General features: G+C 34.1%; 19 protein-coding genes. 14 read left to right on the top strand and 5 right to left on the bottom strand.

Features of this window, described 5'->3' with window-relative positions; translation table 11 throughout:
- The first annotated feature begins 105 nt into the window (after positions 1–105).
- The 5 genes from ACODSI_RS09230 (at position 106) to ACODSI_RS09210 (ending at position 4,079) form a co-directional block, all read left to right on the top strand.
- Positions 106–807, top strand: coding sequence for a response regulator transcription factor (locus ACODSI_RS09230; protein WP_488916558.1), 702 nt, complete (start codon positions 106–108; stop codon positions 805–807).
- A gap of 12 nt (positions 808–819) precedes the next feature.
- Positions 820–2,205 carry a sensor histidine kinase gene (locus ACODSI_RS09225; RefSeq protein WP_488916557.1) on the top strand — a complete coding sequence of 462 codons (1,386 nt, stop codon included), beginning with the start codon at positions 820–822 and terminating at the stop codon, positions 2,203–2,205.
- A gap of 117 nt (positions 2,206–2,322) precedes the next feature.
- Positions 2,323–2,820, top strand: coding sequence for a hypothetical protein (locus tag ACODSI_RS09220; protein WP_488916556.1), 498 nt, complete (start codon positions 2,323–2,325; stop codon positions 2,818–2,820).
- Positions 2,821–2,824: 4 nt separating this feature from the next.
- Complete coding sequence (locus tag ACODSI_RS09215; RefSeq protein ID WP_488916555.1) at positions 2,825–3,280, top strand: hypothetical protein; 456 nt, start codon at positions 2,825–2,827, stop codon at positions 3,278–3,280.
- Between the two features lie 4 nt (positions 3,281–3,284).
- Positions 3,285–4,079: a YoaK family protein gene (locus ACODSI_RS09210; RefSeq protein WP_488916554.1), complete on the top strand. Its 795-nt coding sequence runs from the start codon at positions 3,285–3,287 to the stop codon at positions 4,077–4,079.
- Between the two features lie 70 nt (positions 4,080–4,149).
- Here the strand turns inward: ACODSI_RS09210 and ACODSI_RS09205 are convergent, their stop codons facing one another.
- Together ACODSI_RS09205 and ACODSI_RS09200 are read right to left on the bottom strand one after the other, a co-directional pair.
- Complete coding sequence (locus tag ACODSI_RS09205; RefSeq protein ID WP_488916553.1) at positions 4,150–4,605, bottom strand: DinB family protein; 456 nt, start codon at positions 4,603–4,605, stop codon at positions 4,150–4,152.
- Positions 4,606–4,622: 17 nt separating this feature from the next.
- The gene (locus ACODSI_RS09200; RefSeq protein WP_488916552.1) at positions 4,623–5,060 is read right to left on the bottom strand and encodes an acyl-CoA thioesterase; all 438 of its coding nucleotides are present in this window, start codon (positions 5,058–5,060) and stop codon (positions 4,623–4,625) included.
- 70 nt (positions 5,061–5,130) lie between these two features.
- Here ACODSI_RS09200 and ACODSI_RS09195 point away from each other — a divergent pair, with 70 nt between their 5' ends.
- The 9 genes from ACODSI_RS09195 (at position 5,131) to ACODSI_RS09155 (ending at position 12,002) form a co-directional block, all read left to right on the top strand.
- The gene (locus tag ACODSI_RS09195) at positions 5,131–5,484 is read left to right on the top strand and encodes an arsenate reductase family protein (protein WP_488916551.1); all 354 of its coding nucleotides are present in this window, start codon (positions 5,131–5,133) and stop codon (positions 5,482–5,484) included.
- Entirely contained in the window at positions 5,484–6,371 is an 888-nt protein-coding gene (locus ACODSI_RS09190) for a DMT family transporter (protein ID WP_488916550.1), read from the top strand. The genes ACODSI_RS09195 and ACODSI_RS09190 overlap by 1 nt, the downstream gene beginning before the upstream one ends.
- Before the next feature lie 52 nt (positions 6,372–6,423).
- The gene (locus ACODSI_RS09185) at positions 6,424–7,284 is read left to right on the top strand and encodes a YicC/YloC family endoribonuclease (RefSeq protein ID WP_488916549.1); all 861 of its coding nucleotides are present in this window, start codon (positions 6,424–6,426) and stop codon (positions 7,282–7,284) included.
- Between the two features lie 77 nt (positions 7,285–7,361).
- Complete coding sequence (gene gmk, locus ACODSI_RS09180) at positions 7,362–7,946, top strand: guanylate kinase (protein ID WP_488916548.1); 585 nt, start codon at positions 7,362–7,364, stop codon at positions 7,944–7,946.
- A 59-nt stretch (positions 7,947–8,005) separates the two neighbouring features.
- Complete coding sequence (nadD, locus tag ACODSI_RS09175; protein WP_488916547.1) at positions 8,006–8,587, top strand: nicotinate (nicotinamide) nucleotide adenylyltransferase; 582 nt, start codon at positions 8,006–8,008, stop codon at positions 8,585–8,587.
- A 4-nt stretch (positions 8,588–8,591) separates the two neighbouring features.
- On the top strand, positions 8,592–9,254 hold the full coding sequence (locus ACODSI_RS09170; protein WP_488916546.1) for a hypothetical protein: 663 nt from the start codon (positions 8,592–8,594) through the stop codon (positions 9,252–9,254).
- A gap of 80 nt (positions 9,255–9,334) precedes the next feature.
- The gene (locus ACODSI_RS09165) at positions 9,335–10,501 is read left to right on the top strand and encodes an iron-containing alcohol dehydrogenase (RefSeq protein ID WP_488916545.1); all 1,167 of its coding nucleotides are present in this window, start codon (positions 9,335–9,337) and stop codon (positions 10,499–10,501) included.
- A 279-nt stretch (positions 10,502–10,780) separates the two neighbouring features.
- Entirely contained in the window at positions 10,781–11,776 is a 996-nt protein-coding gene (locus ACODSI_RS09160) for an NAD(P)H-dependent glycerol-3-phosphate dehydrogenase (protein WP_488916544.1), read from the top strand.
- Position 11,777: 1 nt separating this feature from the next.
- A complete protein-coding gene (locus tag ACODSI_RS09155) occupies positions 11,778–12,002 on the top strand; it encodes a hypothetical protein (protein WP_488916543.1) in 225 nt (74 codons plus the stop codon).
- On the opposite strand, the gene ACODSI_RS09150 is transcribed toward ACODSI_RS09155, so the two are convergent.
- The 3 genes from ACODSI_RS09150 to ACODSI_RS09140 form a co-directional block, all read right to left on the bottom strand.
- On the bottom strand, positions 12,003–12,410 hold the full coding sequence (locus tag ACODSI_RS09150) for a hypothetical protein (RefSeq protein ID WP_488916542.1): 408 nt from the start codon (positions 12,408–12,410) through the stop codon (positions 12,003–12,005).
- Positions 12,411–12,460: 50 nt separating this feature from the next.
- A complete protein-coding gene (gene pheS, locus ACODSI_RS09145) occupies positions 12,461–13,480 on the bottom strand; it encodes a phenylalanine--tRNA ligase subunit alpha (RefSeq protein WP_488916541.1) in 1,020 nt (339 codons plus the stop codon).
- 108 nt (positions 13,481–13,588) lie between these two features.
- Positions 13,589–13,945, bottom strand: coding sequence for a hypothetical protein (locus ACODSI_RS09140; RefSeq protein WP_488916540.1), 357 nt, complete (start codon positions 13,943–13,945; stop codon positions 13,589–13,591).
- Between the last annotated feature and the right edge of the window lie 62 nt (positions 13,946–14,007).

The raw sequence follows: 14,007 nt of genomic DNA, 5'->3' as shown, positions 1-14,007 counted from the left end.
AGAATACAAAGGTATTAACTTTGAACTATTTTTTTTAATTTGCACTAGCAATTGCAGATAATTATTTTCTTCATCTGCCGTTTTAAAATTCCATCATTTCCTTATATGAAAAAAATACTATTGGTTGAAGATGAAATAAGTGTCGTTTCTTTTATTAAAAAAGGACTAACCGAAGAATTTTTTGAGGTAAGTGTTGCGTTGGATGGAAAAACAGGATTACAATTGGCTACCGAAAATAATTTTGATGTAATCATTCTCGACATCATGTTGCCCGAGATGAATGGCTTAGAAGTTTGTAAAGCCATAAGAACAAACAATACACAAGTTCCTATTTTATTTTTAACCGCTCTTGGAACTCCCGAAAATATTGTTTTAGGACTAGAAAATGGCGCTGACGACTATTTGGTTAAACCATTCAAATTCATAGAATTAGTAGCTAGAATTCGGACTTTAATTCGTCGTGCCGAAGGAAGTTCCGCTGTCAAAACGGAAACACCAGACGAACACGTATATACATTTGGTGATTTAATTGTTAAAGATTATTCCAAAACCGTTACAAGAGCAAAAGAAGAAATTTCATTAACTACAACAGAGTACAAACTTTTACTTTATTTTCTAAAAAACAAAAACAAGGTACTATCGCGACTCGATATTCTTGAAGCCGTATGGGGTGTCGATTTTGATTTAGGAACCAATGTTGTTGATGTTTATGTCAATTATTTGCGTAAAAAAGTAGATGCTCAACCCGACGCAAAAATTATTCACACCGTAATAGGTATGGGCTATGTTTTGCGTGAGAATCAATAATACTATTGGTATATGAAAATCAAAAAGCGTTCTAGAACCACTTTATTGTTATTAATTCCGTTTCTAATTGTAGTAGTACTTTTTAGTATATTCATCTATTTTTCGATATCAAGCTATTCTGAAAAATACTTGTTTAGACTATTGGAAGCAAGAGCCAATAAGGTTGCTAAAGAAAAGCTAGATGGCAATACAACCTTTCTTGACAACGATTTATATGCTAATGATACTTCCGAAAAATTGCCTCATGAAAAAGATTACTTTTTTAAAATAAATCCCACAAAAAAATTCAGTGTTGAATCAAAAAAAACAGGATTAAAAGAAGAGTTCTTCAATAAGGTAATTCAGAATAACAATGCCGAATATATTTCAAAAAAATATTTGTATAAAGCCATTTTATACCATTCAAAATCTGGAGATTATATTGTAATTACTGCGGCAGAAAATTACTTTCAAATCAATCAAGCAGAAAACTTAATTAAAACATTGTTTTTTGCCATTGGAGCTGCTTTCTTATTAATGCTCTACATCGCTATTTATTTCAGTAAAAATATTTTCAAACCCATTTCAATCATTACCGAACAAGTTAAAGATATTAGCTCTGAAAACCTCCATTTACGATTAAACGACAGCAATAGAAACGACGAACTTAACGAATTGTCGAGCACTTTTAACGACATGTTAGACCGTATTGAAACTTCATTTGAAACTCAAAATAATTTCATCAGCAATGCCTCACACGAACTAAGAACGCCATTAACAGCCATTATTGGTGAAGCCGATGTGGTGCTGTCTAAACCAAGAACTGCTGAAGAATATACCGAATCGCTTAAAGTGATTTTAGCAGAAGCCGAAAAATTGGACAACAAAACAAAAGCCTTGTTGTTTTTAGCGCAAACTGGTTTTAATGGAAAAATACAAAAATTTGAAACAGTTCGAATGGACCAGCTTTTATGGGACGTTAAAGAAAATTTAGATACATTAAACAGTAAAAATAAAATTATAATCGATACCGAATTACTTCCAGAAAATCCGGCGAAACTTAAAATAAATGGCAATATGCAACTGCTTCATTTGGCATTAAGCAACATCATTAGCAACGGCTGTAAATATTCTAATTATAAAGACACTATCGTTTCCATTGGAGCTTCAGACGATTTTGTTTACGTAATCATTAAAGATTCTGGAATTGGAATTCCCGAAAACGAAATGCGCTACATTTACGACCCGTTTTTTAGAGCTTCCAACACCAAAAATTTTGAAGGATACGGAATTGGACTTCCTTTAACTAAAAACATCATCCGAATGCATCATGGTGGCATTCATGTTAACTCAACAGAAAACCAAGGAACGACAGTTCAACTTACTTTTCCAATTTTGAAAGAAAAAACAAGTCTGTAAATTCTAATCTCTTTTTAATCTCAAACTCGTTATTTTAATAACATTCTAATCTCAACTTAAGACCAGTCTAATATTGAGCTTCTAATTTTGCCTTGTAACAAAAAAACATTAGAAGCTATGAATAAAACAATCTTAATTCCAACCGACTTTTCAATTCAATCGTTAACTATTTTAAAGAATATTTTAACCAACAGTACTTCAAAATCAAAATTTAACATCGTTCTACTGCACGGATTGTACTTGGGTGATTCTATTCGCGATTTGTTGTTTTTTTCAAAATCAAAACAATTGGAATCAGTAATAACCAACGAATTTGAAGAAGCTCTTGAGGTTATCAGCAACAAATTTGACTCAAAAATTAGCTCGCTTACTATTGATTTATTTACGGGTTATACCCATGCTGCTTTTAACAATTATCTTGAAAGCAAAGCTATTGAACAAATTTATATTTCTGAATATCCCTTTAAAAAAACCAATACTAAAAGTTTTGATTTAATGCCTTTCATAAAAAAATGTGGCATCTCTACACTTAGTGTCGACACTGGAATTTTAGAAGAATCTTTTGAAAAAGGTAAAATAGCCGATGTCTTTGTAAATCAAATTTCTTTAGGATAAGCCTATGAAAACAATTTTCCATTATTTTTTATTCTTTGGTATCGGAATGATACTCTTTCTATCGCTCATAAGCGCTTCAAAAAATCCAGAAACGGCCATTGTTGGCTCATGGAACGAGCTGGCTTGGGAATATGAAAAGGTAAATAAAAACGATACTCTAAAAAGAGATTTTGACACCATCTCTACCTATGTAAAAGAAGTTGTAGGTCAAAATTTAATCATTCACAAAGCTGAAAAATGGGTGTTTCTACCCAAAGGAAAATTGCTTTTAAAAGGTAAAAATTATACTAAAGAAGTGAATTGGTGCATTAAAGGTCGCGGTAATATTTTAGAATTGAAATATGATAATGTAACCACCGAACATTACAACATTGGTGAAATCTCTAAAAACAAACTGACTTTAAATTTTGATTCTGATACCCACACACGAGGTATTGTTCGATTAACCTTTAAAAAATAAAATTATGCTTAGAAAATATAGCAATAGCAGATCGCTTACAGACAATATAAAATTAGGCTCGTTGTCGGCTTTTTCGGCCGGTATGGTTAATATTGGTTCGTTAATTTTATTTCTATCATTTTCATCCAATGTAACCGGGCATTATGCCATTCTAGCCTCCGAAATTGTTAAAGGAAATTACTATCAAATTGCCATTGTTTTTTCTTGGATTTTTTTATTCTTCTTTGGAAGTTTTGTTTCTAACTTTATCGTTATTCACCTCAACCAAATCAATAGTTATCTGGCGCATTCGATTCCGTTGTTTTTGGAAATCATTTGCTTAATGACGGTCGGAATTTATGGCGAATTTTTCTACACCGAAACACTAGCTGAAACTGAAATTCTGTTAGTAATTCTGCTCTTTGCTATGGGTTTACAAAACGGATTGACCGCTAGTATTTCAAATTTTTCTGTAAAAACTACGCATTTAACGGGTACCACAACCGATTTAGGTATCTTATTTTCGATGTTTACCAAAAAAGAATTCCGAAACAATACTGCCTTAGTTGGAAAAGCTAAATTATTAGTAGCCATAACAACTTCGTATCTAGTTGGCGCAATTCTAGCCGGATTTACCTGTGTTTATTTAGGTTTTAAAATGTTTTATCTGGTTAGTTTGGTCTTGGTTGTAATTATTGTTTATGACTTGTCTAAACTTCGAATCAAACAGTATTTTCATCAAAGAAAATTATTCAAACTCAACCTCGAAAATATGAAAACAGTAATGCACATTGATAAAGAAAAATCGGTGGCATCTTAAAAATTACCTTGAAGATGAAAATCCCCTAATAAGCTCACAAATTGCTTTTTCAGGGGATTTTCTATAGGTATTAAACAAACTTTCTAATCGTCAACATCATCCCAAAATGAATGCCTTCATGGTAGTTATTAAACAGAATTGCTTCCTCCAAATTCGCTAAATAAAATCCGGTTTGGGTTTGATATTCGTTAAATTTTTCAAAAACATTACTTTCATAATCGGCTCTAACTTGAGCTGCAGTTGCGACTAACAATTGCTTAATTTCATCCACTTCTGCTTGCGTTGCAGCCGCATCAGGTCGCGAACCGTTTCTGTATTTTTCAAAAAATTCGTCAGAAATTTTCATAGGCAAACCCGACAAAGCATAAATTAATTTTTGCTGGGATGCAATGACGTGACCGGCATTCCAAATTAAATTATTACTAAATCCATCCGGAATCGTATTCAATTGTTCCAACGAATAATTATCAATAATTTTAAGGTATAATGTTCTACTGGTTTCTAATATTCTAAAAGCTTCATTCATGTCTTAATTTTTTAAATTTATAAAAGAATAAAATCGTCTGTTTTCGGAATCGAATGCATCACATCTAAGGCAATTGCTGGAGTTGGTGTAGCTAGTTTTCTCAATTTAGTATCCATCCAAGCGCCGTCAATGGTGATTTTAGCACACAATAATCCATCTTGGTTGTGCAGCTCATGAACAATCGTCCATCGTGAGGCATCGGCTTTCATTTTGCCAATTTTAGTACTGATGGTGATTTTGTCATTCAAATGAATTTCTTTTCTAAAAACACATTCTTCTCGAAAAGCTATCGGGCCAAAATGTTGCTCTTGCATTACCTTCATCGTCAATCCTTGTTGGGCTAAAATCTCGATACGGTGTTGGGCTCCAAAATCGTAATACGCCGAATGACGCATGTGAAAATTAGGGTCTAAATCGGACCATCGAATCGATAATTCTTTAGTAAAAGTGCTCATTTATTGTAATTTTTTTACAAAAATACAGATTATAAGTTCGAAAAGAATTTCCTTTGCAAAAAGAATTCTCATGACAAACAAAATATACTATTTAGCTTCCTGTGATACGTGTAGAAAAATCATAAAATCACTCCCAAATTCAGATAAATTAGCATTTCACGACATCCGTCAAAATCCAATTACCGAACAAGAGTTGGAAGAAATGTATGCGCTTTCTAGAAGTTATGAAGCACTTTTCAGCAAAAAAGCACAATTGTATAAATCGATGGATTTAAAAAATAAATCGTTGACCGAAGCCGATTTCAAAAAATACCTTTTAGAACATTACACGTTTTTAAGTCGTCCTGTCTTTATAATTGACGGCCAAATTTACATCGGAAACGGCCAAAAAAACATCATAGAAGTTATTAAAGCGTTATCCTAATGTCTAAAAGAACTTGGGCCTTGGTTGCCGCCACAATAGTTTCCATAATTTATGGGGTTACCTTTACCATTGCCAAAGACGTAATGCCAAAATATGTCGAACCGTTTGGATTTATCACCATGCGAGTGGGTGGTTCGGTGGTATTATTTTGGTTGATTTCTTTTTTTGGCCCCAAAGAAAAAATTGCCAAAGAAGATTTTCCTCGAATTGTAGCGGCTGCGTTATTTGGCGTTGCCTTAAACATGCTCACATTTTTTAAAGGTTTGAGTTATACTTCTCCCATTATGGGCGCCGTTTTAATGGTAACTACACCCATGATTGTGCTCGTTCTTTCGGCTTTTATCATGAAGGAACGCATGCAAAAAAGAAAGGTTTTCGGATTACTGTTAGGATTGGCCGGAACGGTAACGTTAATTCTGTATGGAAAATCGGTTGTGAATGCACCCAACGCCACTTTGGGAAATTTACTGGTGTTTATCAATGCGGTTTCTTATGGTTTTTATCTGATTTTAGTGAAGAAATTAATGGATAAATACAATGCCTTTACGTTTGTAAAATGGATTTACACCTTCGGATTTATCATGGTATTGCCGTTTGGCTGGAACGAATTTCATGCAATTGAATGGGCAACTATACCAACAGCTATTTTCTGGAAAATTGGATTTGTGGTCGTGTTTTCAACCTTTTTAACCTATTTATTGAATTTGGTTTCCATGCGTGAATTAAAACCCACAACCGTAGCTGTTTTTATCTATTTACAACCGCTTTTTGCTACCATTTTTGCCGTAGGATTAGGAAAAGACGAATTGAGTTTGATCAAATTACTTTCAGCTGTTTTAATATTCACTGGAGTTTATTTAGTTACTCAAAAGAAACCTAATGCCTAACAACTAACAACTACAACCTTTTTCATATATTTGAAGTCTATAAAACATACGAATGATACAATCAATGACGGGTTTTGGGAAAGCCTCTTTGCAATTACCAACCAAAAAAATTACCGTAGAACTAAAATCACTAAACAGTAAAGGTTTAGATTTAAATACCAGAATGCCATCCGTTTACCGCGAAATGGAATTGGGTTTACGCAATCAAATTTCACAACGATTGGAACGTGGGAAAATTGATTTTTCGCTATACATCGAAGTGACTGGTGAAGAAACATCATCTAAAATCAATGTGCCAATTGTGAAAGGATACATCAATCAGATGAAAGCAGTGATTCCAAATGCCGATGAAACTGAATTGATGAAAATGGCAGTTAGAATGCCCGATGCACTCAAAACAGAACGCGACGAAATTGATGAAAACGAGTGGAAACACATTCAAAAAGTAATTGACGAAGCGCTAGAAAATATCGCTAATTTTAGAAAAGACGAAGGCGTTTCATTGGAAAAAGAGTTCTTGCATCGCATCGCCAACATTATGACGTTGATGAACAATGCCGTGGCTTATGATTCTGAACGTGTTGAAACCGTAAAAAACCGATTGAAAACTGCACTAGACGAACTTCAAGTAAATGTAGATCAAAATCGTTTCGAACAAGAATTGATTTTTTATTTAGAAAAATACGATATTACGGAAGAGAAAGTTCGATTGGAAAATCATTTGAATTATTTCATCGAAACCCTTGCTGGAACGGAAGCTAACGGTAGAAAATTAGGTTTCATCACGCAAGAAATGGGACGTGAAATCAATACCATGGGTTCTAAATCCAATCATGCTGAAATGCAAAAATTGGTCGTGATGATGAAAGACGAATTGGAGAAAATTAAGGAACAAGTTTTAAATGTTTTATAAAATTTTGCCACTAATTTCACAAATTATCGCAAATTAATTTGTGGAAATCCGTGTAATTCGTGGCTAAAAAATTAACTATGCAAAAAGGAAAATTATTAGTTTTCTCAGCACCATCAGGTTCAGGAAAAACCACTATAGTAAGGCATTTATTGCAGCAAGACGATTTGAATTTGGAATTTTCCATTTCGGCAGCTACTCGCGAACCTCGCGGCCAAGAAGTTGATGGAAAAGACTATTATTTCATGTCGATTGCTGATTTCAAAAAGCACATCAAAGCCGAAGATTTTGTAGAATGGGAAGAAGTGTATCGCGATAATTTCTATGGAACCTTAAAAAGCGAAGTAGAACGCATTTGGGCCAAAGGCAAAAACGTAATTTTCGATATTGATGTCGCCGGCGGATTGCGTATTAAATCGAAATTTCCTCAAGAAACCTTAGCTGTTTTTGTGAAACCGCCTAGCGTTGACGAACTCAAACGAAGACTAAAAGAACGCTCAACCGAAACCGACGACAAAATCAATATGCGCATTGCTAAAGCACACGTAGAACTGGCAACAGCGCCACAATTTGATAAAATCATTAAAAATTATGATTTGGATGTGGCTAAAGCGGAGGCCTATGAATTAGTGAAAAATTTTATAAACACTGATTTCACAAATTAGCACAGATTGATTAATTTTTTCTGTGAAAATCGGTGTAATCTGTGTTCAAATAAGTAAGAATGAAAATAGGATTGTATTTCGGAACCTTCAACCCCATTCACGTTGGGCACATGATTATTGCCAATCACATGGCAGAACACTCTGATTTAGATCAAATTTGGATGGTAGTCACGCCACACAATCCGCACAAACAAAAAAACACTTTATTAGACGATTACCAACGGTTGCATTTGGTAAATCTTGCGACAGAAGACTATCCAAAAATTAAGCCTTCTGATATTGAATTCAAGTTACCACAACCCAATTATACGGTAAATACCTTAGCGCATTTAAACGATAAATATCCGCAACACGAGTTTTGTTTGATTATGGGTGAAGACAATCTGAATTCGCTTCACAAATGGAAAAACTACGAATTCATTCTAGAAAATCACGACATCTATGTCTATCCAAGATTGAATTCTGGCGACATTGATGAGCAATTTATTAATCACACTAAAATTCATCGTATTGGCGCACCAGTACTAGAACTTTCTTCTACTTTCATCCGCGAAAGCATCAAAAACAAAAAAAATATTCGTCCGTTATTGCCCGAAAAAGTTTGGGAATATGTGGATCATAATAATTTTTATAGGAAGTAAACTTATGTTTCGGGGAGAAATATTTATTCCAAAAAAGAAACCTTTTTTTAATTTAACTTTATCAGAAAAGTTGAGTTGGGGGCCATTCATGGGTGTTTTAATTTGTTATTTCATTTCTCTTTTGGACGAAAAATGGAATGCAAGTGGAATAAAACATTATTTGAACGAACATGTATTCGTATATCAACTATTTGGTGTTGTTTTTGGAGTTACGTTAATTGTTAGTTTTTTTATACGATTTCAAGAATTTGAAAACTTAAATGGCGAATTAAAGGGTAAATTGATTATTGATGAAAGCGAGATAACCATTGATAATAAAATCTATGAGCTATCAAAAATTCAAGATTTGAAAATTAAGATAATCGATTACTATGGACAACGAACTTATTACACAAAACATGGACCTTATTATTATCAGGGAATAAATAACGCCCTAAGTTTTAATTACGATAATGAATTGATTGCAATTAATTTTCAAATCTTCTCTGAAAGACATATTTATGATTTAAGAGTGCTTCTTTTAAATATTATTTGTAAAGAAAAAATCCCTTTTCAAATAAACTATTTAAAAATTATTTCTGATGAATATAAAGACACTCCTACATACAAAAATTTTACTCAAAAACTTTTATCTGAAAAACGTGTAGTTTATTCTGAAACCATATAAAGTAATAAGCAGAACTTAACATTCCTTTACCACTTGTTCGTTCAATCGTTTTGTAGATTTGTGTTCTAAATATTTTTACTATGAACAATTTCGAATTATACAATCCTGTCAATTATATTTTTGGCAAAGGACAAATAGAAAAACTAAGTACATTAGTTCCAAAAAGCGCTAAAATTCTAGTAGCGTATGGTGGCGGAAGCATTTTTAAAAATGGTGTTCACGACCAAGTAAAAGCCGCACTTTCAGGTTTTGAAATTGTCGAATTTGGTGGCATCGAACCCAATCCGAGATTTGAAACCTTGATGAAAGCGGTTCAAATCATTCGCGAACAAAACATCGATTTTATTTTAGCTGTTGGTGGCGGAAGCGTAATTGATGGTGTGAAATTTATTTCGGCAGCTGTACACTTTGAAGGTGACGAAGCCGACATTCTTAAAAAGAGAATTTTATTTACCGATGTGTCTAAAGTAATTCCTTTTGGAACCGTTTTAACCTTACCGGCAACAGGTTCTGAAATGAATTCTGGAGCTGTTGTAACTATTGAAGCAACCCAAGAAAAGCTAACACTTGGCGGAAGTGCTTTGTTTCCAAAATTCTCTATTGTTGATCCAACAGTGATTACTTCGTTACCCAAAAGACAATTGCAAAATGGTGTGGTTGACGCATTTACACACGTAATGGAACAATACTTAACCTATACCCATGATGCGCTTTTGCAAGACCGATTTGCCGAAAGCATTTTGAAAACTTTAATTGAAGTTGGTCCTAGTGTAGTTGAAAATCCGAGTGATTACAAATTGGCTTCTAACTTTGTTTGGAGTGCTACAATGGCTTTAAACGGATTGATTCAAAAAGGCGTTCCAAGCGATTGGGCAACCCATATGATTGGTCACGAATTAACCGCTTTATATGAAATTGATCACGCCAGAACCTTGGCGATTATTGGTCCGAACTTATACAAAGTAATGTTTGAAACCAAAAAAGAAAAATTAGCACAATATGGCGAACGCGTTTGGAATATTACCGGAAATTCTATCGAAGAAAAAGCGCATTTAGCTATTGAAAAGACCATCGAATTTTTCCACACCATGGGAATGAAAACCAAGATTTCTGAAAATGCAGAAAATATAGAAAACACCGCCAATTTTATTGTAAATCGTTTTGAAGAACGCGGTTGGAACGGTTTGGGTGAAAAACAAAACATTACCTTAGAAAAAGTGAGAGAAATTGTAGAAATGAGTTACTAATTACTGTTCTAATACTTTAAATCAAAAGGCGTTCAAGAATTAGTTCCTGAACGCCTTTTTCACCCCAAAACAAAATTTTAACTAACCTAAACCTTATGAAATTAACTTAACTAAAATCATATAGTATAATAACGATGTGTTAGTTGTGTTATTGCTTTGAAAATCATAATAATAAGTTAAAATTTAAAACATCGGCTGCATCAATTTTAATCTAGCCACAGCGTTATCGTTACCCTTTAAATAAATTTCAGTATTTTTGGTTCATCAAACAAACAAATAATGAATCAGAATCCAAAGTTTGCAGTAATTGGTGGCGGAAGTTGGGCCACTGCAATTGCAAAAATGCTGTGTGTTAACCTCAACGAAATTGCTTGGTACATGAGAAACCAATCGGCAATTGACCATATTAAAGCCTACAAACACAATCCCAATTATTTAAGTTCGGTAGAATTTGACACCAATAAACTTAAACTAACGGCAGATATCAATGAAGCGGTGGCTTACGCCGATTATATCATTTTTGCCATTCCATCAGCTTTTTTAAGTGCCGAATTGGAAAAACTTACGGTTAGTTTAAAAGACAAAGTCATTTTCTCGGCCATTAAAGGAATTGTTCCTGAAACATTCTTAATTGTTGGCGAACATTTTCATAAAAACTTTGACATTCCTTATGACAATATTGGGGTTATTACAGGTCCATGTCACGCAGAAGAAGTAGCCTTAGAGCGACTTTCTTACTTAACTATTGCTTGTGGCGATTCTAGCAAAGCTAAGGTTGTTGCTAAAATATTGGCTGGAAATTACATCAAAACAAAAATTTCAGATGATATTATTGGAACGGAATATGCAGCGATGTTGAAAAACATTTATGCTATTGCGGCTGGAATTGCGCACGGATTGGGTTATGGCGACAACTTTCAATCGGTGATTATGAGTAATGCCATTCGCGAGATGAAAAAATTCATCAGAAAAGTACACAAAATGAAACGTAACATCAATAACTCTGCTTATTTGGGCGATTTGTTGGTTACAGGATATTCGGTGTTTTCTAGAAATAGAATGTTCGGAAACATGATTGGAAAAGGCTACACCGTTAAATCGGCGATGATGGAAATGAGCATGGTTGCCGAAGGCTATTATGCCGTAAAAAGCGCTTACAAATTAAACCAGGAATACCAAGCCAAAACCCCAATTATTGATGCCGTTTATGCCATTTTGTATGAAGGAAAAGACGCCAAAAGTACCTTTAAAAAACTAACCGAAAAATTAGACTAAGATGAGTGAAAGATGGAAATATCAAATACTGTCGGGTGGATTTTGGGGTATTTTTATGATTATTTTCAATATTTTGTTTGAAATCAAAGAAAAACCTTTTATGACACAAATCTCTAATCCAAATTTCTACCTTAGAGCGTTTTTTTATTTGGTAACCGGAATATTTCTTTTGGGATATGTTAACTGGAAACAGAAAGAAAAACAGAAAAACTCTAAGGAAAACTAATTACCTCACAATCACTCCATCTACAAACAAAATAGGCACTTCCTCTACATAATCTGGAGTTATGGTTTGAGCACGGAAGATGAATTTTTTGTCGTATAACGTGCTTCCAATGAAATAGGTAACCATAAATTCGTTGTTCAATCGAAGTACACTGGTTTCCACCATTTCAATCTTCACTACAGAAACTGCCGGCACATTGGGAAAAGCATGGCGCAAAAGCGACGTTTTTTTCATTTCGCCATCTAGCGTTCCGAATGCTTTTGAAACCACCATTACGCCGTCTAAATCGTAGTCGGAATCGTTTACCAAATACACATACCAAACCTTTTCCATAAAGTCGTCACTCCATTCTTGAACGGCGGCTAGGAAAACGTTTTCTACTTCTGGGATGGTGATATCGGATTTCATTTTTTTAAATAAACCCTAGCAGAGTTTTGAACTCTGCTAGGGTTGTTAATTTATATACTTGATTTAAACTGCTCTAAGAATCGAACATCATTTTCAAAAAACATTCTGATGTCGCCAATTTGGTGTAACAGCATAGCTATACGCTCAATTCCCATTCCGAAGGCAAAACCTGAAAATTCTTCAGGATTGATGCCACAGTTTTTCAAAACGTTTGGATCAACCATACCGCAACCGCCAATTTCCAACCAACCAGTTCCTTTTGTGATACGATAATCCGTTTCGGTTTTTAAACCCCAATAAATATCAATTTCGGCACTTGGTTCGGTAAACGGAAAGTAACTCGGACGCAAGCGAATTTTTGATTTTCCGAACATTTCTTTAGTAAAATAAAGTAATGTTTGTTTCAAATCAGCAAACGACACATCTTTGTCAATGTACAAGCCTTCCACTTGATGGAAAATACAGTGCGAACGAGACGAAATAGCTTCATTACGAAAAACTCTTCCCGGTGAAATGGTACGAATAGGTGGTTTGTTGTTTTCCATGTAACGCACTTGTACTGATGATGTGTGTGTACGCAACAATACATCAGGATTGGTTTGAATGAAAAACGTATCTTGCATGTCGCGTGCTGGATGGTATTCGGGCAAGTTTAATGCGGTAAAATTATGCCAATCGTCTTCTATTTCAGGACCTTCCGAAACGTTGAATCCAATGGTAGAAAAAATATCGATGATTTGATTTTTAACAATAGAAATAGGATGACGTGAACCAATAACTAATGGCTCACCTGGACGCGATAAATCACCGTAAAACCCTTTTACTTCTTCTTTGCTTTCTAGCTCTTCTTGAATGGTTTTTACACGTTCTTCAGCAACGGCTTTTAAGGTATTGATTACTTGTCCGAAGTCTTTCTTTTGGTCGTTTGGAATGTTTTTAAACTCGGTAAAAAGTTCTTTTAACAAACCCTTACTTCCTAAATATTTAATACGGAATTGTTCTAAAGCTTCTTTGTTTTTTTCGTTGAATGCTTTAGCTTCCTCAATATGCTGTTTGATCTTATCTATCATCTGTCGTTCTTTGAAGGTGCAAATTTAAGTTTTTTTAGTGATTAGTAATAAGTGATTAGTATAAAAGTTAGCAATAAAACTCTTCACTTTTCACTATTTACTTTTCGCTCAATCAATAAGTTCTTTTTCAACGAAATAATTCACAATAGCATCTTTCATCAAAATGGTTTGTTCGCCAGCTTTTAATGATGGTAATTCTTCTTTAATACGGTAATGAGGCCAACCGTCTTTATCGAAAAAATCGAATTCATAATAACCATAAGGTTCCAATAAACGACATATTGCGATGTGCATTAGGTTGACTTTTTCATCTTTGGCAAAAACACGTTTGAATTGCCCCAATTCTTGCACTCCAATTAAGTATATAATGGCGTCTAAATCGAGTAGTTCGCCTTCCGCAAATTGATTGGAAAGGAGAGCTACTACTTTTTCCCAGCGCTCTTTAAGTTGTATATCTCTTGACATTTTTTAGAAAATAGAAGAAAGAGAAAAGAATAAAGACTTTTCGTCTAACTTATTGATGGTGC

It is taken from the genome of Flavobacterium sp. FG139 (assembly GCF_057809695.1).
The sequence above is the reverse complement of the archived record's forward strand: the minus strand, read 5'-3'. Positions and strand labels throughout refer to the sequence as shown.

Excerpts from the sequence above, each read along its gene's own strand:
- ACODSI_RS09170 (WP_488916546.1), top strand. The coding sequence starts at position 8,592 with ATGTTTCGGGGAGAAATATTTATTCCAAAAAAGAAACCTTTTTTTAAT.
- ACODSI_RS09185 (WP_488916549.1), top strand. The coding sequence starts at position 6,424 with ATGATACAATCAATGACGGGTTTTGGGAAAGCCTCTTTGCAATTACCA.
- ACODSI_RS09205 (WP_488916553.1), bottom strand. The coding sequence starts at position 4,605 with ATGAATGAAGCTTTTAGAATATTAGAAACCAGTAGAACATTATACCTT.
- ACODSI_RS09160 (WP_488916544.1), top strand. The coding sequence starts at position 10,781 with ATGAATCAGAATCCAAAGTTTGCAGTAATTGGTGGCGGAAGTTGGGCC.
- ACODSI_RS09165 (WP_488916545.1), top strand. The coding sequence starts at position 9,335 with ATGAACAATTTCGAATTATACAATCCTGTCAATTATATTTTTGGCAAA.
- nadD (WP_488916547.1), top strand. The coding sequence starts at position 8,006 with ATGAAAATAGGATTGTATTTCGGAACCTTCAACCCCATTCACGTTGGG.
- ACODSI_RS09195 (WP_488916551.1), top strand. The coding sequence starts at position 5,131 with ATGACAAACAAAATATACTATTTAGCTTCCTGTGATACGTGTAGAAAA.
- ACODSI_RS09200 (WP_488916552.1), bottom strand. The coding sequence starts at position 5,060 with ATGAGCACTTTTACTAAAGAATTATCGATTCGATGGTCCGATTTAGAC.
- ACODSI_RS09215 (WP_488916555.1), top strand. The coding sequence starts at position 2,825 with ATGAAAACAATTTTCCATTATTTTTTATTCTTTGGTATCGGAATGATA.
- ACODSI_RS09140 (WP_488916540.1), bottom strand. The coding sequence starts at position 13,945 with ATGTCAAGAGATATACAACTTAAAGAGCGCTGGGAAAAAGTAGTAGCT.
- ACODSI_RS09190 (WP_488916550.1), top strand. The coding sequence starts at position 5,484 with ATGTCTAAAAGAACTTGGGCCTTGGTTGCCGCCACAATAGTTTCCATA.
- ACODSI_RS09210 (WP_488916554.1), top strand. The coding sequence starts at position 3,285 with ATGCTTAGAAAATATAGCAATAGCAGATCGCTTACAGACAATATAAAA.
- pheS (WP_488916541.1), bottom strand. The coding sequence starts at position 13,480 with ATGATAGATAAGATCAAACAGCATATTGAGGAAGCTAAAGCATTCAAC.
- ACODSI_RS09230 (WP_488916558.1), top strand. The coding sequence starts at position 106 with ATGAAAAAAATACTATTGGTTGAAGATGAAATAAGTGTCGTTTCTTTT.
- ACODSI_RS09225 (WP_488916557.1), top strand. The coding sequence starts at position 820 with ATGAAAATCAAAAAGCGTTCTAGAACCACTTTATTGTTATTAATTCCG.
- ACODSI_RS09220 (WP_488916556.1), top strand. The coding sequence starts at position 2,323 with ATGAATAAAACAATCTTAATTCCAACCGACTTTTCAATTCAATCGTTA.
- ACODSI_RS09155 (WP_488916543.1), top strand. The coding sequence starts at position 11,778 with ATGAGTGAAAGATGGAAATATCAAATACTGTCGGGTGGATTTTGGGGT.
- ACODSI_RS09150 (WP_488916542.1), bottom strand. The coding sequence starts at position 12,410 with ATGAAATCCGATATCACCATCCCAGAAGTAGAAAACGTTTTCCTAGCC.
- gmk (WP_488916548.1), top strand. The coding sequence starts at position 7,362 with ATGCAAAAAGGAAAATTATTAGTTTTCTCAGCACCATCAGGTTCAGGA.